Origin of the sequence: Paenibacillus sp. BT-177, assembly GCF_025846815.2 — a bacterium.
GTDB lineage: Bacteria > Bacillota > Bacilli > Paenibacillales > Paenibacillaceae > Paenibacillus > Paenibacillus polymyxa_C.
Map to the genome: position 1 here is coordinate 103,961 of NZ_JAOYTP010000009.1, position 22,641 is coordinate 126,601.

Genomic DNA, 22,641 nt, shown 5'->3' on the forward strand with positions numbered 1-22,641 from the left:
TTATCGTATATTACTAAAAATTCCTTCGCCAACTAGAATATTCATTCTGAATATATATCGGTAATCCCCTATAATTCATCAACACGTTTTCCATGATTAAAAAAACATATCTTGGGAATTACTTGTATACTTTTCAACAGTTTACTTAATATATGCGATTGCTTCTCTAAGCCTATTCTTTTTTACTATAATTATTTAGTATTATAAGGATATAAAAAAAGGAGGTTATCATTTGAAAAGTACAGGTATGACACGTCCCCTAGATGCGTTAGGCCGTATCGTCATTCCCAAAGAAATGCGAATTTCTATGGATTTTAATGTGGGTGACCCCGTTGAGATTTTCGCAGATGAGGAAACCGGTATTCTCGCCTTTCGAAAATATACCGGGGTGACGTGTAAAATGTGTGGTTCAGCAGAACAATTGACTTATTTTAGAGATAGTTTTATTTGTAAAGAATGTATTGAAAGTTTAAAGAAGGGGTTAAATTTTAGCCCTGTCCTAAGACCAGCCAAATCGGCTTTAGCCAACGGACAACGGTCGAATAAAGAGTCCAAACGTCTGCGGCGATCGACACAGCAGATGATCGAAAGTCTCAAAGAATTAATGCAAAAGCAGCCCAATGCAGCACAGCACGAATATGCCAAAATGCTTGAGGTTTCCCAAGCCCGTATATCCCAGCTCAAAAAATTGCTATAACTACAGCTTGCTATCCTACATAGGTATACACCAGAGATTTCATCATGTACAGCTAATTTTGAACCGTGATACGCAGCATCATAGCTAACCGACAAAACGCATATGCGAAAATTCCATACTAGGTATAAAGAACTACTGGATGAATTGCAAGCGATTATGCCTTATTTAAGAAGACAATGCCAATTAATAGTAACGCCTAAATTAAACGAAACGACCTTCTCTATGTAAAGAAGGTCATTTCGTTTATTTATTCATTTTATGTTATTTCCAATCATCCAAATGCTTTACCCGTAAAGGTATGCTTTTTGGGGACATTGAGTTTTAAAAAAAATATCTTAAAGGAACATTGCCCATTCCAACAAGTACGTTTGCACATATGATGTCACAAAATTCAATCTAAAGGAGAGATACACACCTTGTCAAAACATTCTTCTAATCGTTCGATGGGACCGGTTGGTTTTTTTCCAACCACTACTGAAGTGGGTAATTTTGTTAATTTATGGGGGATATTTACTGTGAATGGTCAACAGATTGTTGCTTTCGTAAAAAGTGTAGATCCCGTAAATAAATCAATGTTAGTGCTATATCCTAACGGTACACAGTCTTATATTGACGTTACTCAAATCAGTCAGGCACAAGGTCCCTATCCAAGTATGCCTTCTGTTGCAGGACAAAGCGGTGGCCAAGGCGGCGGTCAAGGTGGTGGATCGCATTGGCCTCCTCATGGGCAAGGCGGCGGCCAGGGCGGTGGGTCGCAGTGGTGGCCTCCCCATGGGCAAGGTGGCGGTCAGAGCGGTGGATCGCAGTGGTGGCCTCCTCATGGGCAAGGTGGCGGTCAGGGCGGTGGGTCGCAGTGGTGGCCTCCTCATGGGCAAGGCGGCGGTCAGGGAAGCGGGTCACAATGGCCCTCCAGAGGATCTCATAGTGCTAATCGGAAAAATCGGAAAAACTAATACCCATCCCTTAGTGTAGCAAATTGATGCTTGCCATGAGCGAGTGTTGGTTGGAACACATTCAATATTGCACCGAGCAAAAAGGCAACGCCTGCAGATGCACGCGTTGCCTTCTTTCCTGAGAACACATTTCCATTAAGCCTTGCTGGCCATGTCTGCAATCTGGTAAAGCCACTCTTTACGTGTATCTTCATCGGATTGGGGTACCGACTCGAAAAATATATGATACATAACGTCAAGTCCGCAATATTCAAATATACCTTTATCGGACGTCAAGCGAAGTGCTTGATCCATGCCATTGCTGGCATATTCCGCATGTGATTTCCCTTGTGTGTTGAGGATGATGACCTTCTTCCCCTTGAGCAGTCCCATCTGCACCCCGTTTACATATTTGTAAGCAAATCCGTAAGAGAATACGCGGTCAATATATCCCTTCATGATGGCTGGCATCCCCGTCCACCAAATCGGATAAATAAAGGTGATCACCTCTGCCCATTGCAAAAACTGCTGTTCCCGCACAATATCTTCTCCGATTCCTCCAATAATCTCGCTACTGCTGACTACAGGTTGAAAGCCGATATCATACAGATCACGAACCACCACATCATGTCCTTTTTGCTTTAGCCCCTCCACTGCAGTGGTCAAAATTGCATGATTAAAGCTTCCCTCAGATGGATGCGCGTAAATAATAAGATGTTTCATCTTTTTCTCCTCCATTTACAAATAAAATGAGTGATTGATCAATTACATAACTTCATACTTCTTCATCTAACTGAATCTTTATCAATCTATAGTTCCAATAAAGATACGTTTAGTAAACTTGAAGCAGTCTCTTGCTCATGAATGTTACCTCGTTGCTTGTTAATCAATTAGTAATTGATCAATCACTAACTAACTGGCCTCAGTATAGTTTATTCCTTTTTATTTTGCAAGTGCTTTTGGTTCAACTTTATATAAAAGATTGTAAAAAGATCTGATCCAAGGCAGTGTTATTATCGCTGTTCAAAGTAAATAAAGTCCCCCAGTTGATGCCCATTAGGGTGTGATGTAGAGCAATCACTTAATATGACTTTATAATGTCATGTTATAAGGTGTATGCTACCGAGTGAGGTGAAGCTTATGCCGTTAAGCAGACATTTTGAAATCGTTTATATGTTACTCCATAAGAAAAAAGTGACTGCTGATGAATTGGCAGAGCATTTTGAGGTTTCTACACGAACGATTTATCGGGACATAGATGCCTTAAGTGCAGCTGGGATTCCCATCTACAGCAGTAGAGGCAAGGGTGGCGGAATATCATTGATGGAGGGTTATGTCTTTAACACCTCTTTACTGTCCGAGCAGGAACAAGATGATATCTTAATGGCCCTTCAGAGTGTGGCTACAGCTACCATCCCACAGGTAGAAGAAGTGCTAAGCAAGTTGAGTAGGCTTTTTAAAAAAGAAATGGGAAACTGGATCGAAGTAGATTTTTCGCCATGGGGAAGCCAAAACAGCCAGAGACAGCTATTCACTCTTATACGCAACGCAATAATCACAAACCGTGTTATAAAGTTCCGCTATTATAACGTCGCCGGGGAACAGAGTTATCGTAGCGTCGAACCTGCCAAGCTCTTGTTTAAAGATAAATCCTGGTATGTGGAAGGTTACTGTTTAAATACCGAAAGTTATCGTGTATTTAAGATTAGCCGAATGAAAGAGATTGTAGTTACCGAAATTAGTTATGAGCCAAGAACAGTCGTAGTAGCTACAGATACAAAGATGAACGACTTGCTTCATAACATTGAAGTAACTCTTCACATTTCTGCTCAAGGAGCTTACCGCGTATATGATGAATTTGCCGAGAAAACAATTACTCAGAGGGAAGACGGCTCTTATATCGTCACGGCACAATTTCCTGTAGGCAATTGGCTGGACAGTTATCTGCTATCCTTTGGTCCCCTCCTTATAGAGGTTAGCCCCGAACAAGTACGTACAAGAATATTGTCTCATTTAGAAACGATGAAAAGAAATTTAAATGATCCTCTATAATATGACATCATGTAGTCATATTATTACTGCTATGATGAGTTTGAAGTTATCGCTCACAACATACTCACCATAGGAGGTTGAAGAATCAATGAATTCACATAGATCCATGCCACCAGCAGTAGAAACTTACTTTACATCAGCGAACAAATCCCGACTTGAAGCATTTACATCCGCTTTCGATAAAGATGCGTTGATCTTGGATAACCATCGCGAAATCAAAGGTATGGAAGCCATAAAATCATGGTGTGAAGCAGAAATAGTGGAGCCGAATGTCACCTTCGAGATCGTGGATATGGATGACATTAATAATACCATCGTCGTAATTGCGAAAGTAGACGGAGACTTTGATAATCGAATCTTCCCGACCCACTCCTACTTAAACATCAATTTCTAGTAAACAACAATAAAATTAAAGAACTGATTATTACACTTCCATAAAGAAATTAAAAAATAAGAAAGGGAAAATGTATATGCCTGCTTATGTTGTTTTTATACGTGAACAGAGTACCGATCAAACTGAACTCCAACTCTATTCTCAGTTGGCACCGGCAGGTTTGGCGGGACATTCCGTCAACCCCCTAGCAATGTATGGCGCATACCAGGTCCTCGAAGGACCCGATATTGAAGGGCTGGCCATCTTGGAATTCCCCACTTTTGAGGAAGCACAAGCTTGGTACTTTAGTCCAGCCTATCAAAAAGCCCTAAAGCATCGACTGCGCGGAGGGCGGTACCGGGGTATCATTGTCGATAGTGTGTAAGGTTCGCAAAACAAGTGAATCCGGAGTAGAGATACCTAGAGGTATTTCTCAACCACATTGTCAAAATTAGGAGGAATTATTCACATGAGTTTTCAATTAGAAAGCATTTTAAGTGAGTTTAAAGGCAAAAGGGCCTTGGTCACAGGCGGTACCAAAGGAATGGGAGAGGCTATTGCTAAGAGACTTACGGCTGCAGGTGCTACTGTAATTACTACGGCTCGAACTACTCCAGTTAATTTAGAAAATCCGGACCTATTTATTCCAGCCGATATTAGTACGCCTGAAGGTGTAGATAAAGTGGTAAACAGTGTTCTTGAGCGCCTAGGCGGTGTAGATATTCTTGTCAACAATGTTGGAGGCTCGTCAGCCCCATCCGGGGGAGCTCTTGTCTTGACGGACGAGCATTGGCAGCAAACTTTTAACGCCAATCTGTTTGCTGCCGTTCGTTTAGACCGTGGACTGCTGCCGGCTATGGTGAATAAGGGTTCAGGTGTTATTATTCATATTTCATCCATTCAACGTCGCTTGCCTCTATATGATGCAACATTGGCTTATGCTGCGGCCAAAGCAGCTTTAACTACTTACAGCAAAGGATTATCCAAGCAGTTTTCGCCTCAAGGCATTCGTATTAATACAGTTGCGCCAGGTTTTATCGAAACGAAGGCAGCACAAAGTTTGATTGATCGGATTGCTGAGACGACAGGCGACCGAGAAAGTGCATTAAAGCAACTGATGGACTCGTTGGGAGGAATTCCAATTGGTCGTCCAGGACTACCAGAAGAAGTCGCTGAGCTTGTTGCTTTTCTGGTATCCGACCGGGCCCTTTCTATTACAGGAAGTGAATATAATATTGACGGTGGAACAGTTCCAACGGTCTAAAACTCAAGCTAAATACGCTTTATCCAAATATTTTTCAGTCTAACACTTTATTTTCATCTGACATTCGCGCAAATAATGAGAAAAAAAGCCTATCTAATGAGCAGACATACGCAAAGCATTTTCTGTCCTTCAGATAGGCTTCTATATAGCTATTTACCGTTTAATAACGATCAGCTTGGTTTCCAGCATTTCTTCCATAGCGTACTTTACACCTTCGCGTCCGGTGCCACTTTGCTTCACACCGCCATACGGCATATGGTCAACACGGAAGCTTGGTATGTCATTGATCATCACGCCCCCTACCTCAAGCTTGTCCGCTGCATCCAGCGCGGTCGTGATATTACGTGTGTAAATCCCCGCCTGTAAGCCATAAATTGAATCATTCACATGGCTCACAGCCTCATCTACAGAGCTAACGGAATGAATCAGCACAAGTGGGGCAAACACTTCGCGACAAGACACCTTGGAAGTCGGGTCCACATTGAGCAATACGGTCGGCTCCAGAATCCCACCTTCGGCATGACCACCCAGAGCGATTCTCGCGCCTGCTTGGACTACTTCCTCCAGCCACTCACGAACACGCTCGACATCCTTGGCTGAGATGAGCGCCGATACGTCCGTGTCCGGGTCTAGCGGATCTCCGATTTTTAAACGTTGAGTCGCTTCTATAAATCGGGATACGAACGTATCATACAGCTCACCGACAACGTAAATACGTTGAACCGAGATACATACCTGCCCCTGATTGGCAAAGGCTCCACTCACACAACGGTCGATGATCGCGTCCACATCTGTATCACGGTCAATAATAACAGCCGCGTTGGAACCCAGCTCCAGCGTAACCCGCTTCAAGCCAGCCTTGGAGCGAATTTCTGTACCGACTGCCGGGCTACCGGTGAAGGTGATATAGCTGACACGTGGATCAGTGACAAGTACGTCGCCAATGGTTTTGCCATCGCCGCTGATCACGTTAAGAGCGCCCGCAGGCAACCCGGCCTGCTCCAACAGCTCCGCGATCAAGTAAGCCGACAGTGGTGTCTGCTCCGCAGGCTTCAATACGACCGTATTGCCTGCTGCCAGCGCAGGGCCCACTTTATGAGCGACCAAGTTCATCGGGAAGTTAAATGGTGTAATAGCTCCTACTACCCCGACGGGTTCTTTGAGCGTGTAGGCCATACGGCCCTCGCCGCCTGGTGCAGCATCCAGCGGAATGGTCTCTCCGTGAATGCGCTTGGCTTCTTCGGCTGCAAACTTGTAGGTTTGTACCGTCCGATCAACTTCCGCGAGCGCAGCCTTCCATGGCTTGGACGCTTCGCGTGCAATGGTACGCGCTGCATCCTCACGCTGCTCTTCCAGCAGGTCAGCCAGCTTCTCCAAAATAGCTGACCGCTGGTGGGCTGGCATGACCCGCATCTCTGCACGTGCATCAGAAGCCGCCTGAATAGCGGTCTTGGCATCCTCAGCAGTGGCCTCTGCTACCTCGGCAATGACTTCCCCAGAATACGGTGATTTCAGCGTCGTATATGATGAAGCTGCTTTCCATTCACCGCCAATAAATAAGTGCTGCTGCATGCTTTTTTCCTCCTTTGCTCTATATCAATGTCTCATTTAATACTATTTCACTGTCAGCACTGGACAAGGTGCATGCTGAATCACATGATGGCTCACGCTACCCAGGATCAGCTCCGAAACAAGTCCCTGTCCCCGTGTTCCCATAATGATCATATCCGCCTTTTCCTGCTTTGCACTCTCGCAAATAACACTCGCCGGATCACCATGACCCGCCAGCATACGGTACGAAATGCCCTCGTCCTTCAAATAGTCGGCTGCAGGCTCCAGAATATGACGACCTTCCTCTTCGATCCGCTCATCCACATCAATCCCAACCGGGGGCTCATTCATGGATAAAGTCGGATTTACATGCAATACGGTCAGATGCAGGTTCCCCTGAAGCTGCTTGGATAACGTTTTGGCTGTCTCCAATGCCTTCATAGCGTGTTCCGAACCATCAATCGCGACCAGAATCTGTTTGAATTCGCTCATATTCTTTTCCTCCCCAGAAGTTCAATGTTAGTGTGCATCTACCTGAATATCCTGCATATGTCGGCGACGTACGATCAGCACAGCTACACCAATCAGTACCATCAACGCTCCAAAATAAAACGGAGTTTCTGCTGCATACCACTCTGACAGCTTCCCTGCAAGCCACGGTGAAATGGCCCCGCCCAAAAAGCGCATGAAGCTGTAAGCCGCAGATGCTGTGGAGCGCTCCACTGGAGCAGCCTGCATAACAGCGGTTGTAATCAATGTATTGTTAATCCCCAGAAAAATACCAGCTACAATGACGGCGACAATGACAGTCGTTGGCGAACCAGCTACCGTCCCAATCGCCATAACACCTAAATCAATGGCAAATAGCGTCAGCATGATACTAATGGAAGATACCACGCTCAAGCGTGCTTGAATCTTTGGTGCTACAAACACCGAGGTAAAAGCCAGCATAATTCCCCAGCCAAAAAACACGTAACCCAAACCATGCTCGTCTAAATGCATTACATATGGAGAATACGCCATCAACGTAAAAAATCCAAAGTTATATAACAACGCCACAATGCCGAGCGTGAGTAAAGCTGGATAACTAAGCGCTTTGAACGGATCGGCAATGGAGCCACGTTTTTTGGGCTTTGGAATCGAAGGCAACATAAACGTAATGAACAAAAATCCCACTACCATCAGTCCGGCTACACCGAAAAACGGACCACGCCAGGAGATGGAGCCTAACTCACCGCCCAGCAGCGGGCCGACTGAAATCCCGAGGCCCAAGGCCGCTTCATACAAAATAATCGCTTTAGCTGTTCCAGAAGTGGACAGACCAACAATCGCAGATAACGCTGTTGCGATAAACAAAGCGTTCCCCAAACCCCAGCCTGCTCGGTAGCCTACAATTCCGCCAACCGTATTGGCCGTACCGCCCAATCCAGCAAACACAATAATAAATAAAATCCCGGTTAGTAGCGTCCATTTGACACCCAATCGACTTGATACGACGCCCGTAATCAGCATCGCAACGCCTGTCACCAGATTATAGCTGGTAAACAGCAATGACACTTGGCTTTTCGTAGCATGAAGCTGATCGGCAATGGCCGGAAGAATCGGATCGACTAATCCCAGACCCATAAATGAAATAACACAAGCAAAGGCGACCGCCCATACGGCTTTAGGTTGAGACAGCAAGCCTGAGCGTTCTTTTAACTCTTCAGGTAATGCATGTTGTGAACTCATATTATGATGTTACCTCCACATCTGAATGTAAATGTTCTTGTTATGATGGGTCGTGTTCAAGTTCCTCATCCAAAAGGATTTTGCGTTCACGAACCCTGATCCGCAGCTCTTCCAATTCAGTCTGGAGCATACGGATACTGTTGATTTTCCCCTCCATTAATTCCAACTGTTCGTTCAGCGTACGTTCCATATCCTCCAACATGGCCCGTCGCTCAATTGGTTGCAAATGCTCCGTCCGCTCGCGATATTCCTCCCGCTGCCCCTTGAGCATTTCCGCTGCGGACATGTAACGCTGAAGCTCTTGCAAAGAAAAACCAAGCACTTCCTTGGCACTCACTATTTTTTTTAGTAGATCCACATCCTCCTGCGTATACAGCCGCATATTTCCTTCACTGCGCTGCGGGGAGGGCAATAAGCCGATTTCCTCATAATAACGAATAGTTCGCTTGGTCAAACCGCTTTGTTTCGCGACCTCATCAATTTTATACGTAACCATGACACCCACCTTATGAAAAAGATTATATATAAATACTACGCCTATATAACGTTAACGTCAACGTAAACTTTAAAACAAAAAGAAACCGCCTCTGTTAGAGGCGATTCCTATTTGGGATTGCATGGTCATAGACCCGAAACATCGGCGCTCAAGCCCATGAATATCGCTTTAGATGAAAATAGTACGTGTGATGATAACCAGCAAAATGAAGAGTACCAGAATAACACCAGTGGAAGTAAACATGCCGTAACCGCCACCGCCACAACCTCTTTCTACTTCACCCATCTTAGAATTCCTCCTCCCTCTGTCGATTACAACAAATCGCCCGAAATCAAATTCTTGAGCTGAGAATTAGATAACGAATGCTTTGGAAATAATAACGAGCAGAATGAAAAGTACTAGAATCGCTCCTGTAGATGTAAAAGCTCCATAACCAGCGCCTACTCCAGACATGGTGATTCCTCCCTTCATGGTTTACAAGAGCATCTTATGCTTATGTTACCGTCCATGATAGGGACAAATGCCGCGCCTGACGCCCAAATGTGGGTTAAGATTCTACGGTTCCGTATCCTTCGGATGCCAGCATACCACGATACAGTAGGTTTCGTGCCTGCATGGCAAGAACAGACGGACTTTCGCGCCCAGGCAGCAATTTCGTTAACGTCAGCCGTTCTATCAAACCGATCACGCATTCTGCTGTCAGTTCAGGGTCCAGTTCCTCACGGCAGGAACCCCATCGTTGTGCTGCCATCAGATGTTTTTTGATGTGCTCTGCCATTTCCGCCTTAATGCGCACCGAGTTTGCTGCCTGGTAAAATCCGACACGAGTGATCGCCGGATTATTAGACAACACGCGAAAAATAGCCTCCAGAAACACTTGTCCCCGTCTCAAAATTTCAGTCTCGCTCTGATCCGGGTCTACCTTCATGCTCTGTACTGTCTCATTCACCAAAGTACGAAAGCTCTCCACAAGCTCCTCATACATCTGTTCCTTGCTTTCAAAATGAATATAAAAATCCGGCTGCGTCAATCCTGCACGCGCCGCGATCGAACTTACCTTTGTCTGATAAAACCCCGTCTGAGCGAACTCTTCAGCCCCCGCTTCCAGTAACAACCGTCGACTTTCCCGACTTCTGACTCCCGCTCTCATCACGGTCTTGCCCCCTTACGCCACAAATCTATCGTATTATAAAATTCCTTTGCAGTAAGAACAACGGGCTTGAGGATGATATATACCTGTCCTTCAAAAGTCCTAATACAGAAGAACTGAAGGTTTTGGAAAATCAAGGGCATCTCCCTACGAGGTATAATTAACCAATTAGATGGATGGGCGAGCAGGAGTGAGTATATCGAAATCAAATTTTTATGTTGGCGTTATACATATATCAATGATGAGGACAATATTTACGCATCATTTCAATTGTTATCAGATCATCATCCAGCCCCCGTTGTTGCAAGCCGTCGATAATTTGCTGACGCTCCTGATCTTTAACATTTTGTCCAAATTTAAACTTGGCAGTCCATTCCTCGGGTACAATTTTGATCAGAGCGACCCCTTTCAAACGTGAGGCATACCGAGAATCGTTGGCATCAATCGTGTCATATCCGCCTTCCGGTTGCAGCTTACTCATAAAAATGGAAAATGCCGATGCCTTTTCCTCCAGATCCACTACATGCTCCGCATGACCACGCACGGTAATACTTTTAAAAAATGAAGTCGCAGGACATGCCATATGTTCATCCGTGAAATAAGATGGAATGAGCGCATATTCTTTGGCGGCTGAAAAAGTAACCCGATTATCCTCTTTCATCCGTTCCATCTTTTCTCCAGCACGGCTGCCATGAATATAAAAAACGCCATTTCTATAAGCGAAATTCAAGGGAACCACACGTGGAAAACCATCCTCGCTGTTCATGCCTAAAAATCCGAAACTGACCTCGCTTAGAAACTGCTCTATTTCCTCTAGTTCTTCTACCGTAAATTCCTTTCTTCTCATAGGGAACTCTCCTTCCATCTATTGACCAACGATATATTTCAGATTATGTTGAAAATGGATTATTAAAAAGACCCAATATAAACGAAAACGACTGGTCCAATATAAGGAGAAAAGTATGGACATTACGATTGCTTATCAACGTGCGATTCAAACATATCATTTGAAATACTTGGCATTGTATCACGCTCTTCGAGAGGGAATTCTCACTGGCTCCCTTGCCAGCGGTACGCGCCTGCCTTCCAGTCGCGATCTGGCTGTGATGTATGGAATTTCGCGCGGGAGTGTTAAAGAAGCATACGATATGCTGTTGGCAGAAGGATATGTGAATTCGGTAGTGGGCAGAGGAACGTTTGTTATGGAACAGACCGCAATGCTGCCAGACGAATCTCTAATCGACCAGCAAAACCAAAACTCACCTAATACCAAACAAAAAGCCCCTGCTCTGTCAGCATGGGGACAACGAATAATGCAGATCGAAAGGGAACGAGCCTTATACTCGACTCCTGTGTATGCTACAGATAGAGATGGTGCACACCAGCCTTTGATTTCTTTTCAAGCAGAAGAAGTTATATTGGAGGGTAGCTCACAGATCGCATGGAAAAGTGCATTGGCTGCCGCCGGCAAAGATCTGCAGAAGCCCTCGGATGGCTCGATGCCTGCACCAGTGAACGGTGATAACTGGCTGCGTGAAGCGATTTGCCATCATGTTGGCAGAACACGCGGAATTACTGCCACCCCCGAACAAGTCGTATTATGCAGCGGTTCCATGGAAGTGATCACGTTACTAAGTCAGCTGCTTATTCATGAACAAGATAACATTGTACTGGAAAATCCCTGTTATTCCGGCATCTATCGTGCAGTAACTGCCTCAGGCGGACAGATACACGCTGCTGAACTGGATCAGCATGGAATTATTCCACAGGATTGGGATGCCAAGCTCCTGTTTGTTACGCCTGGACGGCAGTTTCCAACCGGTGCTGTATTGCCATTAACACGCCGTCAACATATTTTGCAATGGGCAGCGTCCAAGGGGGCGTGGATTATTGAGGATGATTATGACAGTGAATTCCGCTGGGCGGGACGCCCTATTGAACCGTTAAAAGCATTAGACCACGCGGATTGTGTCATCTATGTCGGTTCCTTTTCCAAAAGTATGTTCAGCAGCCTTCGACTCGGGTTTGCCATCCTGCCTGTGGAGTTGGCCCAAGCACTGACTGCTGCCAAACGACTATACGATCCCCTGCCGCCTGCCCGCTTGGAACAGCGTGCACTGGCACGTTTTATGATACGCGGAGACTACATTCGTCATTTGCGGCGGATGACTCGAATATACAGATCACGCTACGACGTGTTCCAGCATGAAATACAGCCGTTGAGTGAGCTGTTTCACTGGCATCAGAACGATTGTGGTCTACACGCCTATGCCATCTGGAAGCATGGACCTGCCCCGTATCATCATTTGATGCAGATGGCACGATTTTATGGAGTCACATGGCGTGATGCCGCAGATTACCAACTGACACCAGGACCTCCTTCAGCCTGCTTTAACTTTGCCTACTTAACGGAGCAGCAAATTATCGAAGGTGTTAAGCGTCTGTGCCAGGCCTGGGATCGTATCAAACATGAGTATCACGGAGCAAAGCTGAAGCTTTAAAAGGGTGCTCCATTCGCACTTTATATATAGCAAATTAGACTAACGATAAAGAAGACTTGCCCTTTCCATTCCCTTACTTTTTCATATGATGCTAGTAACTTAAAAGAATTGGAGTGAGAGAAATGGCAGTTAGTCCACTTTGTAAACGGTTTGCCGATATATTAAAAGCAACACCTCAGATCATTAACGGAGTTTGTACTGCATCTGCAGTCAGAAATAACATTAAGCCGATCATTTTGGGGAAAAGGGCCAGATCCTTTCTTGCAATCCCCCAAGCTTTTTCTTTCGAAAGCATTGGCCGCAACGGAAAAGGTTTATGTCTTGGCGAAACTGTGATTCTGACCGCAGAAATTAATCCGTTTATTTCTCGACTTCGTAACCATGATATCAAAGTGACGGCACTGCACAATCACTGGCTATTCGATAACCCTAACCTTTGGTACATCCACTTTGAAAAAGTAGAAAAGCCGCTTGTTTTCGCCACAGAAGTACGTGACGCGCTTAATGTCTTGACAACGAAGCCTGTACGTCCGGTGATTAAAAAGAAATAAGCTATCAATAAATGCAAGAGATCCGCTTAGGCGGATCTTTCTTTGTTATGGCTACCTTTGCCCTGAACCCCTTATTTAATCACTAGCCCCAAAAGGCCCACAAATGATGAAGCCTGATGCGGTGAGATGATGCAGCCATTCAAATCTTCTATCTCCACTTGTATTCCATCAAATTCGCAATCACTGAGATCTACCCCCTTGAGCTTGGACCCCGACAGGATGGCTTGATCCAGATTGCAACGGGCAAAAGAGGTTTTTTGTAGTGTTAAATGATAAAAATCTGCACTTATCAAAGAACAATCCTCAAAACCAACTTGCTTGAAATTCGCAAAACGGAACATCGAATAATCCCCTAAGCAATCCAGAAAACGAACGTTTTGGAATCTGCTTCTCGAAAAATCCGTTCCAAGCAATTTACAATTTCTGAACTCTGCGCGATGGATAAAGGAACCGGAAAAATTAACATTAGACAGATCACATTTATCAAAAATGACGTCTGTCCATTCACTTTCTGGCAATGACGATTCTGTGATAGTTACATTTTTAAAAGTCATCTTCTCTAATGAAACTTTAACTGCTTCGATATTGTCCAACATGATTTCCTCTACTGCCCCCACACTAAGTTCGTCTTTGGATCGTATGGAGCGTATGTCTTCATTTAATACGGGTAAATCCGTAGGAATCTTCGGTGACTCCATTTTATTTTTCATGATACCTCTACCTCCACTATGAATAGACTTCTAGGACATCTATATGAATCTATTTTCTATTAATTCTCACGCATAAGGTAGCAAAAGTATTTTTGACACATATATTAACATGTGAGTACACTCACGAACCTTTGTTAGGAGGTTGATAGCATGGCAGTACAGCTATCTAATCAAATATTCTCCATCTCGATCGGGGATTACGGAGATATCTCTTCCTTACGTCTGACAGGAGACACCTTCAATACGAATTATGTCATGAACGGCTCCAACGCACCTAAGCAAAATACGTCAGATCATCAGTGGCTGGGTGAACTTATGTTCACCTATCGTCTCGGTAACGGGGCCTGGACTCGGGCGTGGACAAGCAATTCTGCAGATGCGCGCCAGATCACCTCTTCTGGTAACAGTGTCCAGGTGTCCTATCAAAATTCCTCAAACCATCAGGGAATACGCAACTTCACTTTACAAGAAACCTATTCCTTGGTTAACGACTATTTACATTGGCAAATGAAAGTAACGAATACCTCTAATCAAACACTGGAAATCGGAGATTGGGGGCTGCCGCTTCCTTTTAACGAATACTGGTCCAGCGGCAATAACGAACAAATCTATGAAACCAGGGTACTCTCTCACTCCTTTGTAGGTCATCACAGCTCCTTTATTACCGCTGGAAGACCTAGCGGCATCGGACCGAATATCCTGCTTCTGCCTGATGCCTCAACGGGTGCTGGTCTCGAATATCAGGATCACTGGAGAGTCGAGGAGCATCCAGGCAGTACATGGGCTATGGAGCAAGGTGGCTGGTCTGAGGGACTGAATGTGTTCTATATCCACTCCAATGTCATCAAAAGCACCAACCGTGGTTATCTCGGGAGCACCAGTCTGTCGCTGGCCCCTGGTGAAAGCAAAACGTATGCCTTTAAATTCTACAAGGTAGCAGACGAGCAGGCTGTAAAGGACAGGCTATACAGCGAGGGACATGTGGATGTGACTGTGGTTCCTGGGATGATTGTCCCGACCAATCTCAAGGCTAAATTCGATCTGCATACCCGTAAATCCATTACCTCTGTCACAGCGCAGTATCCCTCCGAAACGACCATCAACTATTTGGAAAATGCCCCTACAAACCACAAAATATATGAACTTACACTAGGACGATTGGGTCACAACAATATTACGGTGAACTACGGTAACGGCGAAAAAACCGTTCTCCAGTTCTATGCCATTGAGCCGGTTGACACTGCACTTCAGCGTCACTCCACTTTCATGGTCAACAGCACGCAATGGAATGTGCCTGGCGATCTGAGGGACAAGGTGTTTGACGATTGGATGATGCAATATAAGGCCAAACGCAACAGCTTTGCCGGCTACTGGGGCTGGGGCGATGATTGGGGATTAACTCACGGCCAGTTTCTGGCGGAGAAAAATGCCCAGAAGCCCGTGGCCTCTGAGATCAAGGCAGTCGATGATTATCTGGAGGTGGCTATCTGGACGAATCTGATGGAAGGCCATCATACCGATTATCTGGTCCCCGATTTCCTGATGCCGCAGCCTAATACGACACCAACGTACCGGGGCTATGCCTATCCGCACATCTATAATACGTTTTTCAGCATGTATAAACTTGCCAAGCTGTATCCCAACCTGATCAGCTATCGCAATAGCAAAAACACATATTTGCTACGTGCTTACCGTATTTTTAAAGCGTTGTATGAAGGCCCTGTTGCTTATAACTGGAACACAGGACTTATGGGTGAGCTGACCACACCGGATATAATCAAGGCGCTTCAGGAAGAAGGATTGACTACTGAGGCTAACGACCTGATTGCCAAAATGGCTACCAAGTACAACAATTTCAAAAACACCACCTATCCTTATGGCTCTGAGTACAACTATGACAATACAGGCGAAGAGGCCGTATATACACTTGCCAAAATGAACGGCAATACGACGATGATGAGCAAAATCAATGCCAAAACACGCGCCGCACGCGGTCATATGCCTGTCTGGTACTATTACGCCGATCCGGTCACAATCACCGGAGAAAATTGGTGGAACTTCCAGTACACCACCTCGCTGGCGGGCTATGCGATGGACGACTGGACACGTCGTTATTCGTCCAATCCCGAAGTGGACCAGCGTCTATCCTATGCCGCCAAGCTGGCGAACATCGGGGCGATTAATTCGGGACAGATCAGCTCTGATCCTGCCAATATCGGGGCAGTATCGTGGACATATCAGGCAGGCAAGGGCAATTACGGAGCCCTTGGTCTGGACGGCGGCCCTCTGTTTAACGGATGGCGCGGCATGTCCGGGGAAGCTGATCTGGGGCTGTTTGGAGCCATTAAAATCCTAAGCTCGGATGTTGCTGTCGATCCGATATTCGGCTTATTCGGCTATGGCTGTGACGTTACTGAAAGCAATAACAGCTATACGATTACTCCAAAAGACGGCGTATTCCAACGTCTGCATCTGATCACCCAGAAGCTGAGTCTGGAGCTGAACCGGGATCAATATAGCTTGGCCATCGTATCCAAGTCCAAGAACAACATCCGCCTGATGTTGAAAAATACGACACCTGGCACAGCTCATACGACTGCTGTGACGATAACTGGACTCGCGGCAGGTACGTATGACGTATTGGTAGACGGCACAAAAACCGGCTCAGTCACAGCTGTTAACAATGCTGCGACTACTGCCAGACTGAATATCGGTACGGCAGCCAACTACGATATCCGTATTCAGTCCAGTACAGGCAATCCGGCTCCCGCTGGGGACATTATAGCCCATTATGAATTTAACGAAACGGCCGGATCAACCGCAGCCGATTCGTCAGGTTATGGGCAGCAGGCCAGTGTACATGGCGGCTCGTGGGGCGCGGGACGGAATGGCAATGCTCTGCGCCTTAACGGTACAGACGCCTATGCCAGCCTGCCCAGCGGAATAGTTAGCAGCCTCAATGACTTTACCATTGCCGCGTGGGTACAAGTGAACACGCATAACGGCTGGGCTCGTCTGTTTGATTTTGGAGCAGGAACAGATCGGTATATGTTTTTGACCCCGAAGGCCGAAGGGACAGGTATACGTTTTGCCATCACTGTCTTGGGGAACGGAGAGGAACAGCAGCTGAACGCCCCGGAACTGGCGACAGGGGTCTGGAAGCATGTTGCCGTGACTCTGTCAGGCACTACAGGAATTATGTATGTGGACGGTATAGAGGCGACCCGTAACACTGATATGACGCTGAAGCCTTCCAGCCTTGGACTGACAGATTGGAACTACATTGGGAAATCCCAGTTTGATGATCCTTATCTGAATGGTGCGGTAGATGAGCTGATCATTTACAACAGGGCTCTGACCGCTCAGGAAATCAGGGGCTTGGCCTCGGCAAGCAGCACCATTACAGCCCATGATGTGGGAGTCCAAGCATATGCTGAGGGGGCAGATTAAAATACACCTATGCATTCATTTCATGCCATTAACGTTTTAGATTGTGAATAATTGGTATTATGAATGATTTATACCGTGAAACATTTGCGTCGTAAATGATTGTATCGTGAAACATTTGCGTCGTAAATTATTGTATCGTGAATTACTTTTGCTGATGCTTCCCATCGCCTCCGCCCCGGATTTCTTATATTAATTCTGTAATCAGGGGAGAAATCCGGGGAGATGATGCTTCCGAAGCGAGCCTTCCTATGGAAACCTCTTAAAGCGACCATTTTACCGAAACAATCAGCGGCAGCTTTTCCATCAGCAGAGGAATTAGCTCCGTCTAATGCGTGTCGTTCTTGGTCTTAAGCGAACAAGCTCCTCACTGGTGAGTTGTCTAGTATAGGAGCGAGGGGAAGATCCTGTATCTACTCTGAGCACCCTGCCTGCCCCGCTGGGGCGGGCTACTCGTGTGTTGAATACCTGCATGAACCACTGTACCGGAAAGGCTATGGATAAGCGACCATCTGCCGTGCCTGCATAGTTGACCGCGGCTGCATAATTATCGGACTGTCTGAGCCATACAGAGCCGGAATCCCCGGGTAGTGATACAGGAGTCGTACCTCTAATAACCGTCTGATCTTCGAAGGTCAGTAAGCCCAACTCTCCACCATAATTGATTTGCAGGTCCGTATAGACGGACTCTACCGTGCCATTAACCCGCCCGGTTGTACGCCCTACCTTCTTCAATTTTTCTCCTACGCGATAAGCGGTAACATGACCCGGAATGGCTCCCACTGTAGCATAACGCGGATTGAGCAGGTTGTTGCGGGTCGGAAGCGAAAGCGCTGCATCAATCAGGTTCGTTCCGGTGGGATTTAAGCGCACGTAACGATACAGTCGTCCTATACGATTCTGGGCAACCGTCCCCCCATCGGCTCCGCCTGGTTGAATTGTAGCTTCCCGATTGTCTGTATTGGAGGGATTGAGGACATGGTTATTGCTAAAAAGATAACGTGTAGCCGGCTCTCCAGTTGGGGAAACGATGAGTCCGGTTGTACCGGAACCTTCAATCGTCCCGACACTGTAGCCGGCGATGACCGGGCGGATGCGCACTCTGTAGTCCGTGGCATTAGCTCTGATCTTTCCAGTCTTTACAATTCGGATAGGAACGTTCGATTTCTTTCCTAAGGCAGTGGCCGACAAAAGTCCAGTAGAGGCCGACGCTAGACGATCCGTGTACACAATGACAGCGGCTCCCCTTTTGGGATGAGCAGGGTCCCTGTATCCTACGCCAATGCCGTGGACACCAGACATTTTCAAGACACGCTTGGCCATCCGCTTTTTTACTTGAAGCGCGGCCGAGAAGGTAGCCAATATAATCATCTCCTTTTACATTCAGATGAAATATTGTATGGCTAAGGCCGCTCCGCGTTCCATTTGATCTTACGATCACTGTTGCTTCACTTGATCCAAATGGACCGCTGCGCTATCGAACTCCGTATTGAAATGTATATGAAGGTATTACAAAATATGGTATAATCACTCCCGAAATTGACATTCGCTCATTCGATTCTGATGTTCAAGGAGGTACTTCATGTTCTTAACGATATTGACCTACAGCATACAAGCAATTGTAATTTTACTGATTATCTTTACATTGGTGAGAAAAACAGAAAAAAAATAGGCCGTGGATCACTTTCACTGCTTCTATTTCTTCTTGGCCTAGCTTCTTCTTACGAACTCAGCAATTACACGTTTGGGGATCAATTGTTTTCCTTTTTAGGCTTGCCCGCATGGTCTAATCGTGTTGACAATACTGGATTTCACTATAGCCTTCTACTATCCAGCATTTTTTTCATTCCCGGTATAATCATTGGATATAAAAATCCTGAAGATTTTGGAGCTCTTATCGGAAGACGAGTTTCTAGTATTTATCTATTTTTGATCATCATTTCGCTTTTATTTTTTATAATAAGCTGTTTGTCGAAGTGAAAGTTGGATGTGGGTCATTCCAAAATAAAAAGCCTTCCTATAATCAAGGAAGGCTTTTTTAACGATGAGAAGCACAGCTTATCCCTTAACCGCTCCCTCCGCAATGCCTTCCATAATGAATTTCTGAAAGAAGGCATAGATCAGAATGACCGGGATGGAGGTCAGCACGAGCGCGGCTAGAATAAGCGACCAATCCTTGTTGTACTCTCCAAACAGCATATTGGTCGAGAGAATCAGGGTGTAATGGTTCACATCCGTCAACATCAAAAGTGGAAGCAAAAAGTCATTCCAAATCCACAGGAAATCCAAAATAGCAATCGTGACGGTGATCGGCAGCAGCAAAGGAAATATAATGCGAAAGAACGTTTGGAACTCATTGCACCCGTCCATTTGCGCAGATTCTTCCAGCTCACGCGGGATGGATTTGACGAATCCGTGATACAAAAAGATTGCCATGTTTACACCCAAGCCGATATAGATCAAAGCCAAGCCGTACGTACTGCCTTGAACAGACAAATCCTTTGCCATTCGTGTAAGCGGTATCATTATAGAGTGAAACGGCACCAGCATGGAGGCAACAAACAGGAAGAAAATTGCACTGCTCAGTTTTCCACTTGTACGAGACAGCTTGTAGCCTGCCAGTGCCGAACAGAACACGATCCCGCCAATGCCGATAAACGAAATAATCGTGGAATTCAGAGCGCTGTTCAGCAAATGGGTCTGATGAAAAGCCTGACTGTAATTTTCAAAGTGAAGCTTCGTCGGCAACGCCGTAAAGGATGCAAACATCTCACCCTGTGTTTTAAACGAATTAATGACTGCCATGTAGATCGGGAAGAAGGACACGACTGCGCCCACGCACAGCATCAGCGTGATCAGCAAGGAATTGGCTTTTTTCAGCCTCATGCCTCCACCTCCCTCTTCTTCATGACACGCAGTTGGATCAGAGTGAAGATGAGCACAATGGCGAACAAAATAACGGATTTAGCGCTCGCATAACCATAACGGAAGTTGTTGGAGAACGCCTCCTCATAAATGTTCATTGTAATCACCTGTGTGCTGCGTCCCGGTCCCCCGCCAGTCAGCCCATACACGACCTCGTACACCTTGAAGGCACCGTTAAGTGTCAGGAAGAAACAGATCGTAATCGCGTGGGTAATCATCGGCAGCGTCACACTTCGCAATGTCTGAAATGCGTTCGCCCCGTCAATAATAGCAGCCTCCTTCAAGCTCTGCGGTACACCCTGAAGCGCAGCCAGATAGATGATCATCATATATCCCACACCATTCCAGAGCGAGACAATAATGATGGAGAAAAAGGATACTTTCGGATCGCCCAGCCATGATTGACCTAAAAAGGCGATGGCCGTCTTTTCAGCAATCTGCGGCAGCACGGAGGAAAAAACGAATGTCCACATAAATGCGCTAATAATAGTGCTGATCATATTGGGCATAAAAAAGATCGTCCGAAAAAATCCTTTGCTGCGTGTGCGTGACTCAATCAACACTGCCAGTACTAGCGCAAGTACATTTTGTAGCACGATCATGACCAACACGTATTTAAGTGTAAACCAAAGAGAATTGAGAAAATCGGGGTCTTCCTTCAAGGATTCCACGAAATTCCCCAAGCCGATATAGTTGTAATTGGGATTCAATCCATTCCAGTCTGTAAAACTGTAGTACATACCGCTGATCGTTGGAATAAGCAGAAAGATGGCGTAAAAGATTAGTGCCGGAGCAGTAAACGCCAGCAGCATGACGTATTTTTTGTAGATTTTAAAAGGCATGGAGTCTCTCCCTCCCGATGTCATTCTGTAGGTTACCGCTACTTGTTCACTTTGTTATACGATTTCCATGCCTTATCCAGCGCCTTAATGACGTCATCCTGCGAGAGCTGGCCAGCATAATAGGATTGTAGCGATTTGCCTGCCTCATCCTTAACCGCCTGCGGGATTGATGGATCTTGGTACGACTTGCCTGCTTTCACATATTCGGTAGCATCATTAACCCAAGGATAGCTCTTAAACGTATGCACTTTGGAGATGGGGTTAAATTTCAATGCTTCATAGAATGCGCTCGAATCCTTGTCGTCCAACACATAGTTAACAAAATCGAGCGCAACCTCCTTATTCTTGCTGGTAGAGGATACAGCCAGCGAAGTCGAAGTGGACAGATTGATCAGGGTCGCATTAGGATCGTCATTAATCGGCAGAGGTGCTACTCCAAAGTCCATCTTCGGATCAGATTTTAAAATCGTTTCCGCAAACCACGGTCCCTGAATCCACATTGCCGCTTTACCCGAAGCAAATGCCGCCGATCCATCATCCCCGCCAATTTCCAGCGCCTTGTCTGTACCATTGCTGTTCACCAGATCAATAATATCGAACATGCTCTTCATTTCGGAAAAAGAACCTTTGTCCTGATTCATCCGTTCGATAAAATCTTTATTCTGTGTGTTCATCATCGCACCTGCTGTGAGCGGCACGAACAACTGTGGAATCCAGGATTCCTTGTAAGACAACAGGAACGGTTTCACATTATTCGCTTTCAGCTTCTCGACGACAGCCTTCATTTCGGTCAACGTTCCTGGCGGCTTCAAATCCAAATCCTTAAATATCTTTTTGTTGTACAAATAGCCCCAGGAGATCGTTTCCAAAGGAACCGCTACGACTTTGCCGTCTTGGGTTGTCACCGAAGGCTTCACACTATCCATCAATTTACTGACAAATGGCTGACCGGACAAATCCTCCAAGTATCCCGCTTTGTAAAACGGTGGAATTTCATTCACCGCATGCAATGCGAATACATCCGGTGCATCGTTGGAAGCGAGTCTTGTCTTCAGAATTTGTGCGGCATTGTCAGCAGGCGGCATCTCTAGTTGAACGGTGACGTCGATATTTTTATCTTTCTTCTCTTTGGCTACAAACGCATTAATGTATTTATCGTAGTGCTCCTTTAAGCGGGGCTGAGCAATAAACATTTTGAGATTTACAGTTTTGCCGTCTCCACTGGAACCGCTACTGTCACTGCCTGAAGAATTCGCTCCACATCCGGCCAACAACGTGCCAACCAGCATTGTACTCAATACACCTTTCCACATTTTCATGCAAAATGACCTCCCCTAAGTTGAAAATCTCTTTGTATACGCTTTCATTATAGGATGGGAGGTCACTTCTGCCATTGGACACCCTTAACTTATTGGATTG

The 22,641-nt window shown here is 45.8% G+C and carries 22 protein-coding genes; 9 read left to right on the forward strand and 13 right to left on the reverse strand.

What is annotated here, in order from left to right:
• Window positions 1-232: 232 nt before the first annotated feature.
• Together OIU26_RS21355 and OIU26_RS21360 are read left to right on the forward strand one after the other, a co-directional pair.
• Window positions 233-697, forward strand: a complete 465-nt coding sequence (locus OIU26_RS21355; protein ID WP_264217940.1) for an AbrB/MazE/SpoVT family DNA-binding domain-containing protein — start codon at window positions 233-235, stop codon at window positions 695-697.
• Window positions 698-1,113: 416 nt separating this feature from the next.
• Window positions 1,114-1,650, forward strand: coding sequence for a hypothetical protein (locus tag OIU26_RS21360; protein WP_264217941.1), 537 nt, complete (start codon window positions 1,114-1,116; stop codon window positions 1,648-1,650).
• Window positions 1,651-1,785: 135 nt separating this feature from the next.
• On the opposite strand, the gene OIU26_RS21365 is transcribed toward OIU26_RS21360, so the two are convergent.
• Window positions 1,786-2,352 (reverse strand): NAD(P)H-dependent oxidoreductase, encoded by a 567-nt coding sequence (locus OIU26_RS21365; protein WP_025678034.1) that lies wholly within the window; start codon window positions 2,350-2,352, stop codon window positions 1,786-1,788.
• Window positions 2,353-2,769: 417 nt separating this feature from the next.
• On the opposite strand from OIU26_RS21365, the gene OIU26_RS21370 reads away from it, so the two are divergent.
• From OIU26_RS21370 to OIU26_RS21385, 4 genes are all read left to right on the forward strand, one after another.
• Window positions 2,770-3,681 carry a helix-turn-helix transcriptional regulator gene (locus OIU26_RS21370; protein WP_264217942.1) on the forward strand — a complete coding sequence of 304 codons (912 nt, stop codon included), beginning with the start codon at window positions 2,770-2,772 and terminating at the stop codon, window positions 3,679-3,681.
• Between the two features lie 88 nt (window positions 3,682-3,769).
• Window positions 3,770-4,075: a nuclear transport factor 2 family protein gene (locus OIU26_RS21375; RefSeq protein WP_264217943.1), complete on the forward strand. Its 306-nt coding sequence runs from the start codon at window positions 3,770-3,772 to the stop codon at window positions 4,073-4,075.
• Window positions 4,076-4,151: 76 nt separating this feature from the next.
• Window positions 4,152-4,439, forward strand: coding sequence for a DUF1330 domain-containing protein (locus OIU26_RS21380; RefSeq protein WP_064961767.1), 288 nt, complete (start codon window positions 4,152-4,154; stop codon window positions 4,437-4,439).
• Window positions 4,440-4,523: 84 nt separating this feature from the next.
• Window positions 4,524-5,318 carry an SDR family oxidoreductase gene (locus OIU26_RS21385; RefSeq protein ID WP_264217945.1) on the forward strand — a complete coding sequence of 265 codons (795 nt, stop codon included), beginning with the start codon at window positions 4,524-4,526 and terminating at the stop codon, window positions 5,316-5,318.
• Between the two features lie 153 nt (window positions 5,319-5,471).
• Here OIU26_RS21385 and OIU26_RS21390 read toward each other — a convergent pair whose 3' ends face one another.
• The 7 genes from OIU26_RS21390 to OIU26_RS21420 form a co-directional block, all read right to left on the reverse strand.
• Window positions 5,472-6,890: an aldehyde dehydrogenase family protein gene (locus OIU26_RS21390; RefSeq protein ID WP_264217946.1), complete on the reverse strand. Its 1,419-nt coding sequence runs from the start codon at window positions 6,888-6,890 to the stop codon at window positions 5,472-5,474.
• A 42-nt stretch (window positions 6,891-6,932) separates the two neighbouring features.
• The gene (locus OIU26_RS21395; protein WP_013369348.1) at window positions 6,933-7,361 is read right to left on the reverse strand and encodes a universal stress protein; all 429 of its coding nucleotides are present in this window, start codon (window positions 7,359-7,361) and stop codon (window positions 6,933-6,935) included.
• Window positions 7,362-7,388: 27 nt separating this feature from the next.
• Window positions 7,389-8,600, reverse strand: coding sequence for an MFS transporter (locus OIU26_RS21400; protein ID WP_165082961.1), 1,212 nt, complete (start codon window positions 8,598-8,600; stop codon window positions 7,389-7,391).
• Window positions 8,601-8,640: 40 nt separating this feature from the next.
• Window positions 8,641-9,096, reverse strand: coding sequence for a MerR family transcriptional regulator (locus tag OIU26_RS21405; protein ID WP_013369346.1), 456 nt, complete (start codon window positions 9,094-9,096; stop codon window positions 8,641-8,643).
• 351 nt (window positions 9,097-9,447) lie between these two features.
• Complete coding sequence (locus tag OIU26_RS21410) at window positions 9,448-9,549, reverse strand: hypothetical protein (RefSeq protein WP_014599460.1); 102 nt, start codon at window positions 9,547-9,549, stop codon at window positions 9,448-9,450.
• A gap of 94 nt (window positions 9,550-9,643) precedes the next feature.
• Window positions 9,644-10,246, reverse strand: coding sequence for a TetR/AcrR family transcriptional regulator (locus OIU26_RS21415; protein WP_264217981.1), 603 nt, complete (start codon window positions 10,244-10,246; stop codon window positions 9,644-9,646).
• Window positions 10,247-10,481: 235 nt separating this feature from the next.
• The gene (locus OIU26_RS21420; protein ID WP_264217947.1) at window positions 10,482-11,093 is read right to left on the reverse strand and encodes a pyridoxamine 5'-phosphate oxidase family protein; all 612 of its coding nucleotides are present in this window, start codon (window positions 11,091-11,093) and stop codon (window positions 10,482-10,484) included.
• Between the two features lie 115 nt (window positions 11,094-11,208).
• Here OIU26_RS21420 and OIU26_RS21425 point away from each other — a divergent pair, with 115 nt between their 5' ends.
• A complete protein-coding gene (locus tag OIU26_RS21425) occupies window positions 11,209-12,747 on the forward strand; it encodes a PLP-dependent aminotransferase family protein (protein ID WP_264217948.1) in 1,539 nt (512 codons plus the stop codon).
• Window positions 12,748-12,869: 122 nt separating this feature from the next.
• Complete coding sequence (locus OIU26_RS21430) at window positions 12,870-13,298, forward strand: DUF1259 domain-containing protein (RefSeq protein WP_165082967.1); 429 nt, start codon at window positions 12,870-12,872, stop codon at window positions 13,296-13,298.
• A 71-nt stretch (window positions 13,299-13,369) separates the two neighbouring features.
• Here the strand turns inward: OIU26_RS21430 and OIU26_RS21435 are convergent, their stop codons facing one another.
• Entirely contained in the window at window positions 13,370-14,008 is a 639-nt protein-coding gene (locus tag OIU26_RS21435) for a pentapeptide repeat-containing protein (RefSeq protein ID WP_264217949.1), read from the reverse strand.
• Window positions 14,009-14,158: 150 nt separating this feature from the next.
• Here OIU26_RS21435 and OIU26_RS21440 point away from each other — a divergent pair, with 150 nt between their 5' ends.
• Window positions 14,159-17,458, forward strand: a complete 3,300-nt coding sequence (locus OIU26_RS21440) for a DUF5695 domain-containing protein (RefSeq protein ID WP_264217950.1) — start codon at window positions 14,159-14,161, stop codon at window positions 17,456-17,458.
• 315 nt (window positions 17,459-17,773) lie between these two features.
• Here OIU26_RS21440 and OIU26_RS21445 read toward each other — a convergent pair whose 3' ends face one another.
• From OIU26_RS21445 to OIU26_RS21460, 4 genes are all read right to left on the reverse strand, one after another.
• Complete coding sequence (locus tag OIU26_RS21445) at window positions 17,774-18,820, reverse strand: hypothetical protein (RefSeq protein ID WP_013369336.1); 1,047 nt, start codon at window positions 18,818-18,820, stop codon at window positions 17,774-17,776.
• A gap of 693 nt (window positions 18,821-19,513) precedes the next feature.
• Window positions 19,514-20,341 carry a carbohydrate ABC transporter permease gene (locus OIU26_RS21450; protein ID WP_064961755.1) on the reverse strand — a complete coding sequence of 276 codons (828 nt, stop codon included), beginning with the start codon at window positions 20,339-20,341 and terminating at the stop codon, window positions 19,514-19,516.
• Window positions 20,338-21,222, reverse strand: a complete 885-nt coding sequence (locus OIU26_RS21455) for a carbohydrate ABC transporter permease (RefSeq protein WP_165082975.1) — start codon at window positions 21,220-21,222, stop codon at window positions 20,338-20,340. The genes OIU26_RS21450 and OIU26_RS21455 overlap by 4 nt, the downstream gene beginning before the upstream one ends.
• A 38-nt stretch (window positions 21,223-21,260) precedes the next feature.
• On the reverse strand, window positions 21,261-22,541 hold the full coding sequence (locus OIU26_RS21460) for an ABC transporter substrate-binding protein (protein WP_165082977.1): 1,281 nt from the start codon (window positions 22,539-22,541) through the stop codon (window positions 21,261-21,263).
• Window positions 22,542-22,641: the final 100 nt, after the last annotated feature.